This is a genomic window from Streptomyces sp. MBT53, assembly GCF_016654115.1.
Lineage (GTDB): Bacteria > Actinomycetota > Actinomycetes > Streptomycetales > Streptomycetaceae > Streptomyces.
Genome location: NZ_JAEQAZ010000202.1, coordinates 1 through 16,273, shown reverse-complemented (window position 1 = coordinate 16,273; position 16,273 = coordinate 1). Strand labels below are relative to the sequence as shown.

General features: G+C 69.9%; 17 protein-coding genes and 2 pseudogenes. 8 read left to right on the top strand and 11 right to left on the bottom strand.

The annotated features are described in order from the left end of the window. The first annotated feature begins 147 nt into the window (after positions 1 to 147). The 3 genes from JHN45_RS42990 (at position 148) to JHN45_RS42980 (ending at position 4,585) form a co-directional block, all read left to right on the top strand. Positions 148 to 1,086: a LysR family transcriptional regulator gene (locus JHN45_RS42990; RefSeq protein WP_201054794.1), complete on the top strand. Its 939-nt coding sequence runs from the start codon at positions 148 to 150 to the stop codon at positions 1,084 to 1,086. Positions 1,087 to 1,267: 181 nt separating this feature from the next. Next, the gene (locus JHN45_RS42985) at positions 1,268 to 3,310 is read left to right on the top strand and encodes a DUF4157 domain-containing protein (RefSeq protein ID WP_201054793.1); all 2,043 of its coding nucleotides are present in this window, start codon (positions 1,268 to 1,270) and stop codon (positions 3,308 to 3,310) included. 132 nt (positions 3,311 to 3,442) lie between these two features. Beyond that, a complete protein-coding gene (locus JHN45_RS42980; RefSeq protein ID WP_200715274.1) occupies positions 3,443 to 4,585 on the top strand; it encodes a N(5)-(carboxyethyl)ornithine synthase in 1,143 nt (380 codons plus the stop codon). Here JHN45_RS42980 and JHN45_RS42975 read toward each other — a convergent pair. Further along, positions 4,582 to 4,869 (bottom strand): hypothetical protein, encoded by a 288-nt coding sequence (locus JHN45_RS42975; RefSeq protein WP_201054792.1) that lies wholly within the window; start codon positions 4,867 to 4,869, stop codon positions 4,582 to 4,584. The genes JHN45_RS42980 and JHN45_RS42975 overlap by 4 nt on opposite strands. A 53-nt stretch (positions 4,870 to 4,922) precedes the next feature. Further along, on the bottom strand, positions 4,923 to 5,279 hold the full coding sequence (locus JHN45_RS42970; protein WP_201054791.1) for a PRC-barrel domain-containing protein: 357 nt from the start codon (positions 5,277 to 5,279) through the stop codon (positions 4,923 to 4,925). A 133-nt stretch (positions 5,280 to 5,412) separates the two neighbouring features. Here JHN45_RS42970 and JHN45_RS42965 point away from each other — a divergent pair, with 133 nt between their 5' ends. After that, positions 5,413 to 6,303, top strand: coding sequence for an aminoglycoside phosphotransferase family protein (locus tag JHN45_RS42965; RefSeq protein ID WP_201054790.1), 891 nt, complete (start codon positions 5,413 to 5,415; stop codon positions 6,301 to 6,303). Here the strand turns inward: JHN45_RS42965 and JHN45_RS42960 are convergent. Continuing rightward, positions 6,300 to 7,286, bottom strand: coding sequence for an LLM class flavin-dependent oxidoreductase (locus tag JHN45_RS42960; protein ID WP_201054789.1), 987 nt, complete (start codon positions 7,284 to 7,286; stop codon positions 6,300 to 6,302). The genes JHN45_RS42965 and JHN45_RS42960 overlap by 4 nt on opposite strands. A 176-nt stretch (positions 7,287 to 7,462) precedes the next feature. Here JHN45_RS42960 and JHN45_RS42955 point away from each other — a divergent pair, with 176 nt between their 5' ends. Continuing rightward, complete coding sequence (locus tag JHN45_RS42955) at positions 7,463 to 8,503, top strand: phosphatidylinositol-specific phospholipase C domain-containing protein (protein WP_201054788.1); 1,041 nt, start codon at positions 7,463 to 7,465, stop codon at positions 8,501 to 8,503. 36 nt (positions 8,504 to 8,539) lie between these two features. Continuing rightward, a complete protein-coding gene (locus JHN45_RS42950; RefSeq protein ID WP_201054787.1) occupies positions 8,540 to 9,097 on the top strand; it encodes a glycoside hydrolase family 25 protein in 558 nt (185 codons plus the stop codon). Positions 9,098 to 9,100: 3 nt separating this feature from the next. On the opposite strand, the gene JHN45_RS42945 is transcribed toward JHN45_RS42950, so the two are convergent. From JHN45_RS42945 to JHN45_RS42935, 3 genes are all read right to left on the bottom strand, one after another. After that, positions 9,101 to 9,550, bottom strand: coding sequence for a hypothetical protein (locus JHN45_RS42945; RefSeq protein WP_201054786.1), 450 nt, complete (start codon positions 9,548 to 9,550; stop codon positions 9,101 to 9,103). A 62-nt stretch (positions 9,551 to 9,612) separates the two neighbouring features. After that, positions 9,613 to 10,272: an NADPH-dependent F420 reductase gene (locus tag JHN45_RS42940; RefSeq protein WP_200715266.1), complete on the bottom strand. Its 660-nt coding sequence runs from the start codon at positions 10,270 to 10,272 to the stop codon at positions 9,613 to 9,615. 73 nt (positions 10,273 to 10,345) lie between these two features. Next, the gene (locus tag JHN45_RS42935) at positions 10,346 to 10,915 is read right to left on the bottom strand and encodes a GNAT family N-acetyltransferase (protein WP_201054785.1); all 570 of its coding nucleotides are present in this window, start codon (positions 10,913 to 10,915) and stop codon (positions 10,346 to 10,348) included. 176 nt (positions 10,916 to 11,091) lie between these two features. Here JHN45_RS42935 and JHN45_RS42930 point away from each other — a divergent pair, with 176 nt between their 5' ends. Next, on the top strand, positions 11,092 to 11,634 hold the full coding sequence (locus JHN45_RS42930; RefSeq protein WP_201054784.1) for a hypothetical protein: 543 nt from the start codon (positions 11,092 to 11,094) through the stop codon (positions 11,632 to 11,634). On the opposite strand, the gene JHN45_RS42925 is transcribed toward JHN45_RS42930, so the two are convergent. The 3 genes from JHN45_RS42925 to JHN45_RS42915 form a co-directional block, all read right to left on the bottom strand. Continuing rightward, the gene (locus JHN45_RS42925; protein WP_307783348.1) at positions 11,603 to 12,796 is read right to left on the bottom strand and encodes an acyltransferase; all 1,194 of its coding nucleotides are present in this window, start codon (positions 12,794 to 12,796) and stop codon (positions 11,603 to 11,605) included. The genes JHN45_RS42930 and JHN45_RS42925 overlap by 32 nt on opposite strands. Positions 12,797 to 12,971: 175 nt before the next feature. Beyond that, entirely contained in the window at positions 12,972 to 13,184 is a 213-nt protein-coding gene (locus JHN45_RS42920; protein WP_200715263.1) for an EF-hand domain-containing protein, read from the bottom strand. A gap of 48 nt (positions 13,185 to 13,232) precedes the next feature. Next, entirely contained in the window at positions 13,233 to 14,150 is a 918-nt protein-coding gene (locus JHN45_RS42915; RefSeq protein ID WP_201054783.1) for a MerR family transcriptional regulator, read from the bottom strand. A 57-nt stretch (positions 14,151 to 14,207) separates the two neighbouring features. On the opposite strand from JHN45_RS42915, the gene JHN45_RS42910 reads away from it, so the two are divergent. Beyond that, positions 14,208 to 14,843, top strand: coding sequence for a GNAT family N-acetyltransferase (locus tag JHN45_RS42910; protein WP_200715261.1), 636 nt, complete (start codon positions 14,208 to 14,210; stop codon positions 14,841 to 14,843). Between the two features lie 20 nt (positions 14,844 to 14,863). On the opposite strand, the pseudogene JHN45_RS42905 reads toward JHN45_RS42910, so the two are convergent. Both JHN45_RS42905 and JHN45_RS54870 read right to left on the bottom strand, forming a co-directional pair. After that, positions 14,864 to 15,349 (bottom strand): annotated as a pseudogene (locus JHN45_RS42905) (ADP-ribosyltransferase); the annotation flags it as partial. After that, positions 15,261 to 16,273, bottom strand: a pseudogene (locus tag JHN45_RS54870) (hypothetical protein); the annotation flags it as partial. The pseudogenes JHN45_RS54870 and JHN45_RS42905, both read right to left, overlap by 89 nt.

Here is a 16,273-nt window from a genome sequence, read left to right as displayed (position 1 = left end):
CACCCCCAACGCCGTCCGCCTCGGCCTCGCCACCCCCACCCCGGAGACCCTCTCCCAGGCCCTCGCCACCCTGGCGGAACTCGCCCGCGCGACACCGGAGGACCTCGTGAGCGACTGACGTGATGGTGTTCCCTAAGGTGGGTCGCCGTGGATCTAGAAGCAGTACGGACCTTCGTCGCCGTCGCGGAAGCGGGCCAGTTCCAGAAGGCCGCCGCCGATCTGTCGATCACCCAGCAGGCGGTCTCCAAACGCGTCGCCGCGTTGGAACGCGCCCTCGGCGTGCGGTTGTTCACCCGTGCCCCGCGCGGCACCGAGCTCACCATCGACGGGCAGGCGTTTCTGCCGCACGCCCGCGAACTGCTGCGCGTCGCGGAGCGTGCGAGCGCGTCCGTGCGCCCAGGCCGCCGTCCGCTGCGCGTCGACGTGATCGCGTCGCGCGTCGCGCCGTCGGCCCTGATGCGGGACTTCCACCGGGCGCACCCCGAGATCGACCTCGACGTGGTGATGCTGTCCGACGTCGAGACGGCCGTCGCCGCCATCCGGTCCGGTGCGATCGACGCGTCCTTCCGCGCCGTCGCGATGCCGGGCCGCCCCCTGCCCGAGGACATCGAGTCCGTCCGGGTGCTCGACGAGCCGCACCAGCTCCTCACCGGCCCCGCCCACGCGCTGGCGAACGCCCGCTCGGTGGCCCTCGCCGAGCTCACCGGGCACCGGATCTGGATGCCCGGCCTCGTCCCCGGAACCGAGTGGACGGCCTACTACGACGACCTCGTCGCCGAGTTCGGCCTCACCATCGAGGCGACCGGCCCCAACTTCGGCTCCGACGCGCTCCTCGACACCGTCGCCGACACCCCCGCCCTCGCGACCCTCACGACCGCGCGAACCCGCCTGGTCTGGCCCACCGGCCACGACCTGCGCCGCATCCCGGTGACCGACCCGACCCCCGTCTACCCCCACTCCCTCCTCTGGCACCGCGACAACCCCCACCCGGCGCTGACCGCCCTCCGCACCCACCTCACCACCACGACGACGACCGACCAGGACCCCAGGGGGACCTGGGCACCGGACTGGGTGATTCCACGCTGACCCGGGCGCGCCCCACCTTGCCGCCACGACGAACGACCAGGACACGGCCGGGACTTGGACACCAAGCCGGGTGACTCCCCGCCGCCAGCTCTGCCCCCAGTTCTGCCCTCGCGGACTCCCCGTCACCCAACCCTCGTCCGGTAAGAGGGAAGGGCACCCGTCCAGCGAAGGGGAACCGCGCATGCGTATCCAGGGAGAGCATCACTCGGGCGCCGACCGGGCCGGTGGACGGCCCGCGCCTCGGCCGGTCGGCGCCGCTCTGCCTCCGCTCGCCGCGCTCCAGCGGGCCGCCGGGAACGCCGCGGTGGCCCTCGCGATCCAGCGGGCGCGGGACGAGGAGCATGCCGTAGGGGCAGAGGGTACGGGGGCCGGGGCGGCCGTGCCGGTGCAGCGGCGGGCGTCCGTGACGGACGCCGTCGGCTCGCCCGGTCGGCCGCTGGAACCCCGCATCCTCCAACGTGCCGAGCAGGCCTACCGCATGGACTTCGGTCATGTACGGGTGCACAGCGGGCCGGTCGCCCAGCGCTCGGCCGAGGAGCTCGGCGCGCTCGCCTACACCACCGGTTCCCACATCGTCCTCGGCGGCGGCCGGGTCGACGACGAGGTGATGTACGAAGAGGTCGACCACGTCAGGCAGCAGGCCTTGGGGCCCGTGCCCGGCACGCTCAACGGAACGGGTGAGAAGGTCTCCCACCCGGACGACCCGTTCGAGAGGAGCGCCGGCGCCAACGGCCGGAAGCTGGCCCGGGGCGCCGCCCCCGATCTCGCCCTGCCCGGAGCCGCCGTACCGGCCGGGGCGGTGCAGCGCAGCGCGGACGGCGAAGTCCCCGTGCAGCGGGCGGACCGCCCCGGCCCGTCGACAACGACCGCAACCGCTCCCTCTCCCCCGGCCATCGCCCGGCTCGCGCGGCTGATCGTCGGGGAGGACAGGGCGATCCGGAACAAGGACGTACGGGACGTCATCCACAAGCGGGTGCGCAGTGGGCCGAGTTTCTCGGAGCAGGAGATTCAGGCGATCCGGGCGGCGGAGGCCGAGGACCCCAAGTGGCTGAAGACCGTGGGCATTTGCACCCACGCCGAGGCGCTGGCGTACATCAAGGCGGGTGACTTCCGCAGTTGGCTGCAGCAGCCGGAGGGCAAGCGGCTGCTCGTGGCCACCCTGCGCTGGCAGCAGAGCATCGAGGAGCGCGGGCAGGGGAAGGACCCGGACAAGCCCACGCGCTCGGACTACCAGCTCGGCCGCCACATGGCCATGCACGCCGAGGGCACCCCGCAGGAGGAGAAGGACCAGCTCACGGCGGAACGGAACGAGCAGATCTTCCGGACCTTCGTCAGCACGATGCTCCCGCCCGGTATCAGCGACACCGTGCCGGACGCCGGCAAGCACCGGGAGCGGGTCGCGCGCGGCACCGAGGTGCTGACCAGGATCTTCCTGATCCTGAAGGAGGGGCTGAAGGTCTTCAACCCGGAGGCGGGCATCCACGAGGACTTCGAGGACGACGTCGCCCACGCCCTGGCCTACGGCGGACGCGTCAACATCCGTATTCCGCAGCTCGCCGACGGCCAGCACGGCTACGAGCTGCCCCAGTGGCTGCACATCACCAAGGAGAACCGGAAGCCCTGGGAGCCGAGGTCGACGCCCGCGGAGCCGGTGTACCGGCGCGGGTTCGGCACGCATCACATGGAGATCGGCGACAACGGCGCGGACGGGACGCGGGGCGAGTTCGTCGAGAAGGGCGAGATCGGCGCCACCCTGCAGAACTGGGTCGATCCGCACAGTCACCTCTACGGCCTGCCGATGGCCGTCGGCGGCATGGGGAACGCCGACTACCACGGCGACACCATCCTCCCGAACGAGTCGTACGGGCACATGTTCATGGGGTACAAGCCGCCGACGCACGAGCGCGACGGGGCGTTCCAGGTCGGTATCGAGACCGCCGGGCCGGGTGGCCGGACCCCCGACGGCTACCAGCACGGCATCACGAGCAGCGAGAAGAACAACAACCCCGTGAGCCAGTTCGGCGGGCACAAGGACGACAAGATCGGTGCGAACGCTCCCCTCGACAAGAACCAACGCCTGGTCGATCTCAAGGAGTTCGGCGACTGGGTGACGAAGCTCAAGGATCTCGAGAAGGACTGGAAGACCGAACTGGCCAAGGCGAAGACCCACGAGGAGCAGGCGGCCCTGTACCGGGACCTGATCGGCAGGCGCGGCGGCGCGTAGATCCGGGCCCGGCGGGGACGGAGTACGGTGACAGTACCGAGCGCACCTCGCACGCCGTCACCGTTTCGGCGTCGCCCTCGGGGAACGGCAAGGCCGGAACGTCTACGTGTCCGGCCGGAAACGAGCCGCCCCATGAGTCTGTTGAGTCTCGGAGTACTCGCCTCCTCCCGCAAGGAGAACGAGTTCCGTCTGCCCCTGCACCCCAGCCACCTCGAACGCATCGCCCCGGATCTCCGGGAGCGGATCTACCTCGAAGAGGGCTACGGCGAACGGTTCGGCGTCGCCGACGACGCGCTGCGACCACTCGTCGCGGGACTGCGCTCCCGTGAGCGACTGGTCGCCGAGTGCGACGTCATGCTGCTGCCCAAGCCCATGCACGACGACCTCGCCGAGCTGCGCGAGGGCCAGGTGCTGTGGGGCTGGCCGCACTGTGTGCAGGACGAGAAGGCGACGCAGATCGGCATCGACCGCCGGCTGACCCTGATCGCCTGGGAGGCCATGAACCACTGGACGTCGACGGGCGCCTTCAGCGTCCATGTGTTCCACAAGAACAACGAGCTGGCCGGCTACTGCTCGGTGCTGCACGCCCTCCAGCTCGGCGGCCTGACCGGCAGCTACGGCCGCCGGCTGCGGGCCTGTGTGATCAGCTTCGGCGCCACGGCGCGCGGCGCGGTCACCGGTCTGGGCGCGATGGGTGTCTCCGACGTCACGGTCCTCACCCAGCGGGCCGCCGCCGCGGTGGCCTCGCCGATGCCGTCGGTCGTGATGGGCCACTTCCAGGAGCGGGAGGACGATCCCACGCGCCTGGAGGCCGTCACCGGGCTCGGGCCGGTGCCGCTCGCGCAGTACCTCGCCGGGTTCGACATCGTCGTCAACTGCGTCCTCCAGGACACCGACGCGCCGCTGATGTTCGTCGACGAGAAGGAACTCGCCCTTTTCCGGCCGGGCACCTTCTTCATCGACGTGGCCTGCGACGAGGGCATGGGCTTCGCCTGGGCCCGCCCGAGCGGCTTCGGCGACCCGATGGCCACGGTCGGGAACGGCTGCCACTACTACGCGGTGGACCACAGCCCCTCCCACCTCTGGAACTCCGCCACCTGGGAGATCAGCGAGGCGCTCCTGCCGTATCTCCGCAAGGTCATGAGCGGGCCCACCGCGTGGGACGACGACGTCACGGTCCGCAAGGCCATCGAGATCCGGGACGGAGTCGTCCAGAATCCCAAGATCCTGTCCTTCCAGCACCGTTCGGCCGCGTACCCGCACGCGGGGGTCTAGTCCCGGTTGACGCCGGCGGCCACCGCATGCCCGATGAAGAGGTAGACCATGGCCGGCAGGCCGTAGTTGACCACGGTGCGCCAGTCGGCCGAGTGGATGGTGAACAGGTTGTGCGACCAGCCGGAGAGCCAGTTGGCCGCGTGGTGGACCCAGTCGACCGTGCTGTTCGCGGTGTTGGCGTCGAACAGGTAGAGGCCGATCCACAGGATCAGGATCAGTGCCGCGATGTCCGCGATGACGGAGATGACCGTCCCCGCGGGGCTTCCGCCGTAGCGTGGTGACATGCTCAACGGGTCGCCCGGAAAGCCGAGTTGAAACCTCCCGGCGCCAGGTGGCGTCAGCGGCGCGCCAGTTGGCGTTCGCCGCCTGCGCCGGGGCTGTAGGGCAGGCCGTAGTGCTTGAAGATCGCTTCTTCCTGGTCGGCGGGCAGCACGTCGTCCGTACCGATCGAAGGGGCCTGTTTCACCAGGGCTTTGGGGTAGTCGACCTTGACGTAGTCCGGCCCCAGGATCGCCTCGTCCAGCGGGACGAAGATGAGCCGGTGCCGCGTGGGCAGTCCGGTGCGGACCGTGGCCATGGCCGGCTCGTCGGTGGCCGTGTTCACGTACACGGCCTCCAGGACACCGATCCTGTGGGACTCGGCGTCCACGACATCCCGCTCGCGCCACTCCCGGACATCCGCTGCGTGCAGCATGCTTCCCACTCCTTCTGTACGGTTCCCCGCGCTCCGGGTACCCGCGATGGGATCCGTCATGGCTCTCGGTTGCCACCGCCGAGTCGATCGGTAACGTGAGGCGATCAACCGGCACTTGGCACTCGGGGGAAAGATGACCATCGATTCCGCACTCGTCGGCCGGCTGCTCGCCGCGCAGTTCCCGCAGTGGGCCGGACTGCCCCTGACCCTGGTGGAGCAGGGCGGCGCGGATCACGTCATCCACCGCCTCGGCGAGACGATGTCCGTACGGCTGCCGCGCAGCGACTGGGCGGACGGCGAGGCCGCCAAGCAGCACACCTGGCTACGGCACCTGGCCCCCCGGCTACCGCTGCCCGTACCGGAACCGCTGGGCCTCGGCACCCCCGGCCTGGGCTACCCGTGGCACTGGTCCGTCACCCGCTGGCTGGACGGGACCACGGCGACGGTCGAGGGCATCGCCGATCCGGACCTGACGGCACGTCAACTAGCTGTGTTCCTGCGGACGTTGCACGGCATTCCACCCGCCGGGACCCTGACCCCCGGTGTCCACCCCGAGCTGGTCCGCGCCCCGTTGGCCGACCGGGACGAGGCGACCCGTGCCGCGATCGACGCGGTGGCCGGGGTGTTCGACGCCGCCGCGATGACCGAGGTCTGGGACAACGCGCTGCGCGCCCCCTCGTGGGAACCCGAACCGGTGTGGTGCCACGGGGACTTCCACACGGGCAACCTGCTCACCGTCGACGGCCGGCTCTCCGCCGTCATCGACTTCGGCGGCGTGGGCATGGGTGATCCGGCCTGCGATCTGGTCATCGCCTACACCCTGTTGTCGGCCACCACCCGGCCGGTCTTCCGTTCCGCCCTCGGCCTGGACGACGCCACCTGGACGCGCGGCATGGGCTGGGCCCTGGCCACCGGCCTGAACGCCTACACGAGTCACGCGGCCACCGACCCCCACGTCGCCCACCAGACCACCCGCCAGCTCACCGAGGTCCTCACCGAACACACCGCGTCCTCGGCTTTCTAGCCGAAGGCCGGCAGCACCTCCCGCTCGAACAACCGCAGACTCGACCACGCCAACTCCATCGGCATGCCCCCGCACAGCGGATGGAACTGGGTGAACGGCCTTGGCGCGGCCTTCAGTTCGCGCACGAACGCCTCGGGCGTCAGCACCCGGTACTGGTCGCCGCGCCGCAGCTCCGCCAGCCCCTCGGCCGTACGGAAGGGTGCCGCCACGTCGTCCTGAGCCTGCCAGACGCCGTAGGCATTGGTCTCGTGCAGGAAGTACGGCGCCATCCGCTCCCACCCCTCGTCGGGGTCCTCGGCGAGGGCGACCACCCGGTTCGGTCCGATGGGGCTGGGGCCGGGGTCGGGGCGGCCCAACTTGCCGACCTCGTCGCGGTAGTGGTCCCACACCTCGGGCACGGAGGGCACGAACCCGTCGGCGATCCGGGCCGCCCGCCGCGCCGCCGCTTCACTGCTGCCGCCGAGCAGCACGGCGGGGCCGCCCGGCCGGAAGGGCGCCGGCGTGACGCGCACCGTACGGCCCCGGTAGGTGAACGGCTCCCCGGTGAACGCCGACTTGAGGGTGGTCACCACCTCGGTGACCCGCTTGGCGCGCTCGTTCATCGGCACGCCGAACATGGCGAACTCCTCGCGCACATAGCCGCCCGCGACGATCAGATCGACGCGCCCGCGGCTGATGTTGTCGAGGACCGCCAACTCCTCGGCCAGGCGCAGCGGATCGTGGAACGGCGCGATCAACGCGGCGACGAGGAAACGGACTTGCTCGGTGCGGGCGGCCATCGCCGCGAGCATCTGGACCGGGCTGGGCAGATAGCCGTCCGGCGAACCGTGGTGCTCGGAGACGGTGATCCGCGTACACCCGAGCCCGTCGGCCCACTCGGCCATGTCCAGGGCAGCCGCGTAGCGGTCCGCCATGGACGTACCGGCCGACTCGGGGTTGCGGAAGTCGAAGCGAAGCGCGAACTCCAGGCCAGGACGATTCATCGTGCGAGAATACGATTCTCTTAGACAAGAATGCAATATCCGAGACGCGTTAACCACCTTCCCCGTCCCGGCGGAAGCCGATGTTCCTCCAGGGGCTACCCGGGAGTAACCGCTTCGCCCTACGCTGCTGCCGCCACTGAGGCTCCAACTAGGCCACGGCGAAGGGGACTTGACCCATGAAGGCGATAAGACGGCTGGCGGCGCTGCTGGGCGCGGTCGGGCTGCTCATGACCGGGGCCGCGGGCAACGCCCACGCGGCGGCGCCGAAGTTCTCGGAGACGACGACGATCGGCACGCACAACGCGTACGAGAAGGACAAGTACACGTACTGGGCGCAGGCCTTGGACTCCGGGGCCTCGCTGCTCGAACTGGACGTCTACGTCGACAGCTTGAGCAAGCGGTGGCGGGTCAGCCACAGCGACCTGTTCTCCAACGACAACAACTGCGAGTACGCGAGCACCCCCGCCGACCTGTACAGCAAGGACCGCAACCAGGATCTCGGCAGTTGCCTGGACAACATGGCCGCCTGGAACACCCTGCACCCGGACCACGCGCCCATCATCGTCAAGGTGGAGATGAAGGTGGGCTTCAACCAGACCATCGGCCTGGGCCCGACCGCGTTCGACACCCTGGTCTCGCAGAAGCTCGGCAGCAGCGTCTACAAGCCGTCCGACCTGCTCGGCTCCTCGTACTCCACCCTCGACGCGGCGGCCAAGGCGAACGCGTGGCCCTCCCGTGACTCCCTCAAGGGCAAGTTCGTCTTCGAACTGATCCCGGGCACGGTCGAGCAGGCCAACCCGTTCGACCACTACTGGACCGACCAGGAGTACGGCGACCATCTGCGGGACCTGTACGCGGCCGGCACGATCTCGCAGGCGCAGGCCTTCCCCGCCGTACTCGGCGCGGCGAACGGCGATCCGCGGTCGACCCGTTGGACCTCGGACACCTCGATCCGCCCCTGGTTCGTGTTCTTCGACGGGGACGCGGCGACGTACGTCAACAACAGCTACGACACGTCGTTCTACTCCACGAACCACTACATCCTGATCATGACGGACGCGTACGCGGTGGCCCCGGCGATCTCCTCGACCGCTCCCACGGACGCGGAAGTAGCCGCCAAATTGGCATTGTTGGCCGCCGATCACGCAAGTGTGATCACGTCTGACTGGTCGGCGAAATCGGCGTCGGTCCTGTCGTCGGTGGCCACCAGAAGCTGAGGTTCCGGATGCCGGGGACAGGGCACAAGTCCCCCTATGTTGCATGGCATCGACGTAAGCGCGTACCAGTCCACGGCGTACGGCACGGACGGCTCCTCCTTCGTCTTCATCAAGGCGACGGAGGGCCGCTCGTACGTCAACCCGAGACTCACCGCCCAGACGAAGACGGGCCGGGACGCGGGACTGGTCGTCGGCTTCTACCACTTCCTCTGGCCCGGTGACATCACGGCCCAGGCGGAGTACTTCGTGAGCAAGGCCCCCGAGAAAGCAGGGGACTTGCTGGCCGTGGACTGGGAGACGACCGGCGACGGCACCCACGCCTCCAACGCGGAGAAGGACAGCTTCATCCGCAAGGTGAAGGCACTGCGGCCGGACAACCGGGTCATCCTCTACACGAACCGCAACTTCTGGCTGAACATCGACAAGACGTCCTACGCGGGCGACGGCCTGTGGATCGCGGACTACACGACGGCGGGCAAGCCCCGCATCGAGGCGGACTGGAAGTTCCACCAGTACACGTCCGACCCGCACGACAAGGACGTGGCCGACTTCGCGAGCAAGGCGGCCCTCCGGACGTGGGCCAAGAGCGCCTGAGACTCACTCGGCCCGGCGGCGGATCGCGGCCAGCAGGCGACGGACACCGGCCGCGTGGCCGCCGCTGCCGATGACGAGAAGGCGGTAGACGGCGCCGGCCGGACCCGGGAACACCGCCCGGGTCTCGGCCCGCAACCGGGTTCGCCCCGGGGCGAGTTCGTCGAGCCGGAAGACGAGCGCGTAGGCCGAGAACCGGTGGGACCCGCGCAGGACCAGCTCGCCGCCCGGAACCGCGCCGGCCACCCGGAAGCCGGGAAACGCCGAGCCCTCGGCCAAGGGCCGCGGCCCTGCGACCGCGCGGTCGGCGCACCCCACCCACCGCGCGTAACGGGCCGCCCCCGGGCGGGAGCAGGCGCGGTCCAGCGTCTCGGTCAGGGCGCGCCAGACCTCGTCGACGCCGGCCGCGATCACCGTCGCGTGCTCGTCGACACGGGGCAGGGCATCGACCTCCACCAGGGACTCCCTCGGGCTCCGGGCCGCGGTCCGGCAACAACCGTAGAGGACAAGGGGAGTTGTCAGCCCCTGAAGTCCCCCGTCCGCTCCGGCGAAGCCTCCGCCAGTCCCTTCGTGATCGCGTCCACGCCCTCGCGCAGCCCGTACACCGGCGTCCCCGGCTGCTGGCGCCAGGACTCGTCGAGGCTGCCCGCGTCGACCGTGTCGAAGCCGAGGTCGTCGATCAGGGCCCTGACCACGCGCTTCGCCGCCTCGTCGTCACCGGCGACCGGGAGCGCGAGGCGGTCGGGGGCACCGGCGGGGCGGTGCCGGTCCAGGATGTCCTGGGCGTAGGTGCCGTTGAACGCCTTGATGACGGTGTGGCCGATCTGCTCCGCCGTCCAGCGGCTCTCGGTGAGGCCCTCGTCGAGGATGGCGGCGATCCGGCCGTCACGGCCGGGGTAGTAGTTGCCGGTGTCGATGACCGCGACGCCGTCCGCCGCGTCGTCCAGGAATCCCTTGGGCAGGTTCGGTACGGCCTTCAGCGGGACGGTGACGACGACGACCTCGGCCCCGCGCGCCGCCTCCTCCACCGGTACGGGGGTCGCGCCAGTCTCCTCGGCCAGTGCGGTGAGTGTCTGCGGGCCGCGCGAGTTGGCGACGGAGACGTCGTGCCCGAGTGCGGTGAGCCGCCGGGTGAGGTTGCCGCCGATGTTGCCCGCGCCGATGATGCCGATCTTCATGAGGGACCCTTCGCCGATCCAGAATCGATGCACACGCATGCTTCTGGGAGCGTGAACCCCACCTGACAGCCGACTATTCCGGACCGCCGCCATACAGGTGACCGGACGGGACGACCGGCGACCGAATACCCAGCCACTGCTCGGCACCCCAGGCCTCGAACCGCTCCACCTCGGCGAACCCCAGCTTCGCCGCGAGCCGTATCGAGGCGAGGTTGGCGGTCTGCGTGGTGAGCACCACCGGCTCACCCGGCAGCACCCCGGCGAGCCAGTCGAGCGCCGCCGCGCACGCCTCGGCGGCGTACCCGAAGCCCCACGCCCGCGGCAGGAACAGATAGCCGAGATCGGCCTTCCCCACGGCGGCCGGACGACTGCGCTCCGTCGCCGTCCCTCTCCTGAGCAGGATCTGCCCGATCATCGCCCCGTCGCGCTCGACGACGAAACTCCCGGGCCACCGCTCGGGCACCTCGGGCAACTCCCGCTCCAACTCTGCACGCGGCCGGGGACCGCCGAGATAGGTGTGCACCTCGGGCGAGGCGAGCAGTTCGACGAACGCCGCCCGGTCCCGCGCCCCGGACTCGCGGAGCAGCAGTCGCTCGGTCCTGATCGGCTCGGGCGGCCAGGCGACGGATCCAAGATCTTCCATCGGCGCACGCTAACAGCCCCTCGCAGCAAGGAACATGCCGGCTTCGCCCCGCCGTCGAGCGAGTACCGCGAAGGTCAAGACTCCGTCATGGGGCACCTGCGGCTGAGAGGGCCGGAGTCGGACGCCGTACTGGAAAGCGCAAGTAGACGCGACTCCCGACGAAGGGCTGTTTCTTGATGCCGCGACGCATCGTCCCGAACCTGGTGGCAGGGATCGCCGCCGTGTTCCTGCTGGGAGCATGCGGCTCCTCGAACGACACCGGCACCGCCCCCGCCGCCGTGGCCCCTGCGGCGCCGGCCTCGTCCGCTCCCGCGACCTCCGCCTCCGCCTCCGCTCCGGGCGACGCCGGCGGCTCCCCGGGCACGACCACATCCGTCACCGCCACGTCGGTGAACGGCGCGGGCATCGTGGTCACCGACGACAAGGGACTCGCCCTCTACCGCTACGACAAGGACGAGCCGAGTCCCTCGAAGTGGACGTGCAAAGGTGCGTGCGTCAAGACGTGGATCCCTGTCATCGTGCAGGATTCCGTGGGGACTTCAGGGGTTGCGCAGAGCCTTCTCGGTACGGTCCACCGGAACGGCCAGAAGCAGCTGACCCTGGCCGGCTGGCCGCTCTACCGGTACGTCGGCGACACGGCGGCCGGGCAGCTGAACGGTCAGGGGAAGGACGGCGAGTGGTACGCCGTCACCCCCTCCGGAGGGAAGGCCACTGGCTGATCAAGGACTTCCAGGACCGGTTCCGTTTGAACGGGTTCTCGAAGATCTTGGAGAACAGCCAGGCCCCGCATATCGAGACCGGAAGGCCCACGGCGAGCGTGAACGCGAACGTGGGCATCCCGCGTGACACGAAGTGCGGGGCCACCCGGCGAATCACGGTCAGGACGACCGGGAGATGGATCAGGTAGAGGCTGTAGGAGAAGTCGCCGAGCCTGCGCACCGGGCGGGTGGTCAACAGCCGTACGAGGAAAGCGGGTCGGCCGGTGGCTACCGCGGCGATCAGCATCGTCATGGCCGGTGCGACGGCGAGGTCGATCCAGAAGTAGTGGTTCACCGTCCAGACCGAGCCCTGGACGACGCCGAGAGCCAGGACGGGCAGGGCGGCCAGGACCGCGAGCCATCCCCACGGCAGGCGCCTGACCCGGTCCGACGCGCTGATGATGCCCGCGCCGATCACTCCGGCGGCGAACACCGGGGCGAGGTGCGGGGCGAGCCAGTTGTCGCCCTCGACGGGGGATGAACCCGCCGCCATCAGCCCGTCGGCGACCACCGGAAGCGTCACGCACAGCGCCAGGATCGCCGCGCCCCACCGCCGGCGGACGAACAGCAGGAGCGGGAAGAGGAGATACAGCTCCGACTCCACCCCGATCGACCAGAACGCGCCGTTCGGCGTCGGTGCCGTGACCACGTCCTGGGCGACGAAGCCGTAGACCCATACCGTCGCGCCGGTCGGCGGGCCGAAGTGCGAGGCCGGTACCACGTACCAGGAGACGAGCAGGCTGAAGATCAGCGCCGCCCAGTACGGGGGCAGGATGCGCCAGGCGCGCCGGCGCAGGAACTCGCCGACGCCGCCGGACCGCCAGCCGTGCCGCGCCGGGGAGATCGCCAGGGAGAACCCGGAGAGCACCAGGAAGAAGACGACGGCGAGGCGCCCGAACATCAGGCCGTCGAGCCAGCGGGGCGCCGAACTGTGCGGGTAGCCCGGGAAGGTGTACAGCCAGCAGTGGAACAGCACCACATACAGCGCCGCCAGCCCGCGGAGCCCGTCCAGCCCCAGCACCTGCCGGCGGTCGCCCGGTTCTCCGCTCCGCTGCCCGTTCCCCTCCCGCTCCGGTGGAGTGGCCAGGTCGAGAACGCTGCCGGCCGGGCGGCTCGAATCCACTGAAATGTCCAGCCCTTCCCCCGGTCGCCGATCACCGCGCACCGACGACTCTTCCTGACGGCCCGATCGCCGCCCCGGCATCTGGTACGTCACATCGGGACGAACCGTTCAACGGACGGAAGAGGCGCCCGTCCACCGAAGGACGGGCGCCCCTTCCACTCGGGTCGTTCCCGGGTCACTTGTTCAGGTGGGCCCAGAACTCGTCGAACGACAGGACCTTGTCCCCGTTGAGGTCCCGCGTCTTGATGATGGCCTCGGCGACCGACTCGGTCACGTTCCAGTCGCCTCCCTGTGCCAGGGCGGTCTTGAACTCGGCCGCGGTGATGAAGCCGTCACCGTCCGTGTCGATCCGCTGGAAATGCTTGCGTGCTTCCTCGATGTCCGCCACCGGATCCGCCCCTTCGTAACGCTTTACCGCTTGTTGACGGAGGCCAGGTTAACCGGCCGCGCGAGCACGCAGTGCGGCGACCACCCACGTGAACTCCTCGCGGTGCGCTCCGGCGGGCCCGGAACCCTTCACCGTGGACAGCAACTCCCGGTACCGGGCGAGCCTGTTGTTGGACGCCGCCTCCATCCGCTCCAGTACGACGGCCGGGTCGCCGCCGTCCCCCAGCACCTCGCGTACGATCGCCTCCGCCTCCGGCGACTCGGGGGCGATGCCCCGCTGCAGCGCCTCCCCGCCCAGCTGCACCAAGCGCATGGGGAACCAGGTGGACCGGCCGCGGACGGCGGCCCGCTCCTGGTCCGAGGCGTTGAACTCGACCGCCCTGCGCATGTGCGCCCGGAACTCCGGGTCCTGCACCATCTCCGCCAACTCCACCCAGGCGTCGACCTGTTCGGGGGTCGGGTCGTCCGGCAGGTCCACCGCGATGGACCGCATCCGCTCCTTGATGCACGGATCCACGGTGTCGAGCCCGTGGAACAGCCCCTCCACGAACTCCTCCATGATCCGCCTGCGTTCGGCTGCCGACAGCCGCGCCAGTCTGTTCATCAGCGTCATCTCCTCCGCGGTCGAACCGCGTCGCGCCACGGTCGACAGCACCGCCCTGGTCACCCGCAGCGACCGGATCTGCGCGTCCAGCGCCACCACATGGGCGGCGGCCACCTCCGCGACGGTCGTCTCCCCGGCCAGCACCTTGCGTACGTCGTCCAGGCCGAGGCCCAACTCCCGCAGGGTGCGGATCAGTTCGAGACGGGCGGCGGACTCGGCGTCGTAGAGCCGGTAGCCGCCGGCGGAGCGGGTCACCGGGGTGAGGACGCCCTCGTCCGACCAGTAGCGGATGGTGCGCACGGTCAGTCCGGTGGCCCTGGCCAGCTCCCCGATGGTGAGCAGTGCGGTGCCGTCGTCGATCATGTCGTGAGTGTGGGCCTTCCAGTGGGTGGAGACTCAAGGAGTGCGAGGAGCACGGCGATGGAGACTCTCCGGGACATTCTCGACGCGGCGGCGCGGGGTGTCTTCCCGCCGCCGGACGGCCGTACGACCGTCGTGCCGCAGGCGTCCGAGCGGGACGCGGGGGTGCTCGCCTTCACCGCGCACGCGGTGGTCTTCATCGACGAGGACCCGCAATGGGTGTACGACACCCTGGCCGCCGTTCCGTGCGACGCGCTCGCGGCGCCGATGAACCCGCGGTTCCTGACGGCCCTGCTCGACCGGACGGGCCGTACGGCGGAGAACGTCGACGCGATGCTCGTGGCCTCCCCGCTGCCGGGCGAACCGCCGCTCCCGCTGGAGGAGATCACGGACGGCGACCACCCGAGGATCGTGTACGCCCGCGGCCGGCGCGACGACGTGCGCGCGTGGACGACGGACGGCGGGGTGGTGGTGACGGGCCGCGGGATCGCCGGGCGCCTGGAGGTCTCGGTCGAGATCGAGGAGGGCGTACGGCAGCGGGGGCTGGGGCGCGCGCTGGTGGCCGCCGCGCGCCACCTGGCGACCGAGCCGCTGTGGGCGCAGGTCGCGCCGGGGAACGCCCGCTCGATGCGGGCGTTCCTGGCGGCGGGCTACCGTCCGGTGGGTTCGGAGGCGCTGCTGCTCAGCGCGCCCTGAGTGTCAGTGCCAGCGCTGCGTCAGTGCCAGGGCTGGTAGTACGGGTTGCTCTCGCAGTCGCTCATGATCTCGACCTTGGTCTTCTTGTCGACCGGGCAGACGCCGATGATGTACTGCCGCTTGATGCCGCCGGGGAAGGCGACCTCGACCTGGTCGGCCCACTTGTGGGTGTCGCCGATGGTCTTGTTGACGTCCACACCGCCGGGGGCGTCGATGTAGTAGTTGTAGCCCGACTTGTACCAGGTCTTGTACAGGTCGTGGTCGTAGGTCGTCGAGACGTACGGCGAGGGCTGGTTGACCAGGACGTACTTCTCGATGTCGTACTGCCCGTTGATGACGTCCTTGGGGGCGAAGCCCTGGTCGAAGACGATCGCCGGGCCGCGGCTGTCGCTGCGGTAGAGGGTGCCGCAGGTGGTGCGCCAGACCGGGTCGGGGGTGATCCTTGATGCGGGCGAGCTGGGTGCCGGTGCGGGTGTCGATGGCGTACACCTCGGAGTTGTAGCGGCCGGACAGCCACAGCACCTTGCCGTCGGCCGAGACGCCGCCCATGTCGGGGCTGCCGCCGTGCGGCAGATGCCACTTCTTGGTCAGCTTGTTCTTGGTGAAGTCGAAGATGGAGATGGAGCCTTCGCCCCGGTTGGAGATGTACATCTCGCGCGAGTCCCGGCTGATGTACAGGCCGTGGCAGCCCTTGCCGGTGGGCAGGAAGTCGGGCTTGGCGAAGGTGTCGCCGTTCAGGACCCACATGCCGTTGGCCATCATGTCGGCGATGTAGAACCGCTTGCCGTCGGGCGAGATCTTGACGTCCTGCGGCATCGACCCGTGGAACGGCAGCTTCTGCTGCCCGATCACCTTCATCTTCTCGGTGTCGACCTTGAGCAGTTCGCCGCTGAACTCGCAGGAGACGATGAAGTAGCGGCCGTCCGTGGAGAAGTCGGCGTGGTTGACGCCGTAGCAGCTGACCGGGACGGCCTTCACCGTCTTCATGGTGTGCGCGTCACGGAAGACGAGTTGGCGGTCGAGGGAGGCCATCACGATCGCGTACTTGCCGTTGGGCGTGAAGTACAGGTTGTACGGGTCGTGCACGTCGACCGGCTTGCCCGCCCTGCCGGTTCGCGGGTCGATGGGCGTGAGGGTGTTGCCGCGGTCGTTGTTGACCCACAGGGTCTTCAAGTCCCAGGAGGGGACGACGTGTTGGGGCTGGACCCCGACCGGGATGGTCTCGATGACCTTGTACGTCTTCGGGTCGATCACCGAGACCGTGTTGGAGCCGGTGTTGGGGACGTACACCCGTGACGGGAAGTCCCTTACCACCGGGGAGAGTTGGCCCGGCCGGTCGGCCGCGTACACGTCGGCGGGGTCGAGCACCGGCGGCATCCCGGGCAACCCCCGTGCCACCTGCGGCTGTTGCTTCTTCTGTTGCTGCGGCT

What these genes read in the sequence shown, in the direction of transcription:
- JHN45_RS42985 (WP_201054793.1), top strand. Translation starts at nt 1,268, where the DNA reads ATGCGTATCCAGGGAGAGCATCACTCGGGCGCCGACCGGGCCGGTGGA.
- JHN45_RS42980 (WP_200715274.1), top strand. Translation starts at nt 3,443, where the DNA reads ATGAGTCTGTTGAGTCTCGGAGTACTCGCCTCCTCCCGCAAGGAGAAC.
- JHN45_RS42975 (WP_201054792.1), bottom strand. Translation starts at nt 4,869, where the DNA reads ATGTCACCACGCTACGGCGGAAGCCCCGCGGGGACGGTCATCTCCGTC.
- JHN45_RS42970 (WP_201054791.1), bottom strand. Translation starts at nt 5,279, where the DNA reads ATGCTGCACGCAGCGGATGTCCGGGAGTGGCGCGAGCGGGATGTCGTG.
- JHN45_RS42965 (WP_201054790.1), top strand. Translation starts at nt 5,413, where the DNA reads ATGACCATCGATTCCGCACTCGTCGGCCGGCTGCTCGCCGCGCAGTTC.
- JHN45_RS42960 (WP_201054789.1), bottom strand. Translation starts at nt 7,286, where the DNA reads ATGAATCGTCCTGGCCTGGAGTTCGCGCTTCGCTTCGACTTCCGCAAC.
- JHN45_RS42955 (WP_201054788.1), top strand. Translation starts at nt 7,463, where the DNA reads ATGAAGGCGATAAGACGGCTGGCGGCGCTGCTGGGCGCGGTCGGGCTG.
- JHN45_RS42950 (WP_201054787.1), top strand. Translation starts at nt 8,540, where the DNA reads ATGTTGCATGGCATCGACGTAAGCGCGTACCAGTCCACGGCGTACGGC.
- JHN45_RS42940 (WP_200715266.1), bottom strand. Translation starts at nt 10,272, where the DNA reads ATGAAGATCGGCATCATCGGCGCGGGCAACATCGGCGGCAACCTCACC.
- JHN45_RS42935 (WP_201054785.1), bottom strand. Translation starts at nt 10,915, where the DNA reads ATGGAAGATCTTGGATCCGTCGCCTGGCCGCCCGAGCCGATCAGGACC.
- JHN45_RS42930 (WP_201054784.1), top strand. Translation starts at nt 11,092, where the DNA reads ATGCCGCGACGCATCGTCCCGAACCTGGTGGCAGGGATCGCCGCCGTG.
- JHN45_RS42915 (WP_201054783.1), bottom strand. Translation starts at nt 14,150, where the DNA reads ATGATCGACGACGGCACCGCACTGCTCACCATCGGGGAGCTGGCCAGG.
- JHN45_RS42910 (WP_200715261.1), top strand. Translation starts at nt 14,208, where the DNA reads ATGGAGACTCTCCGGGACATTCTCGACGCGGCGGCGCGGGGTGTCTTC.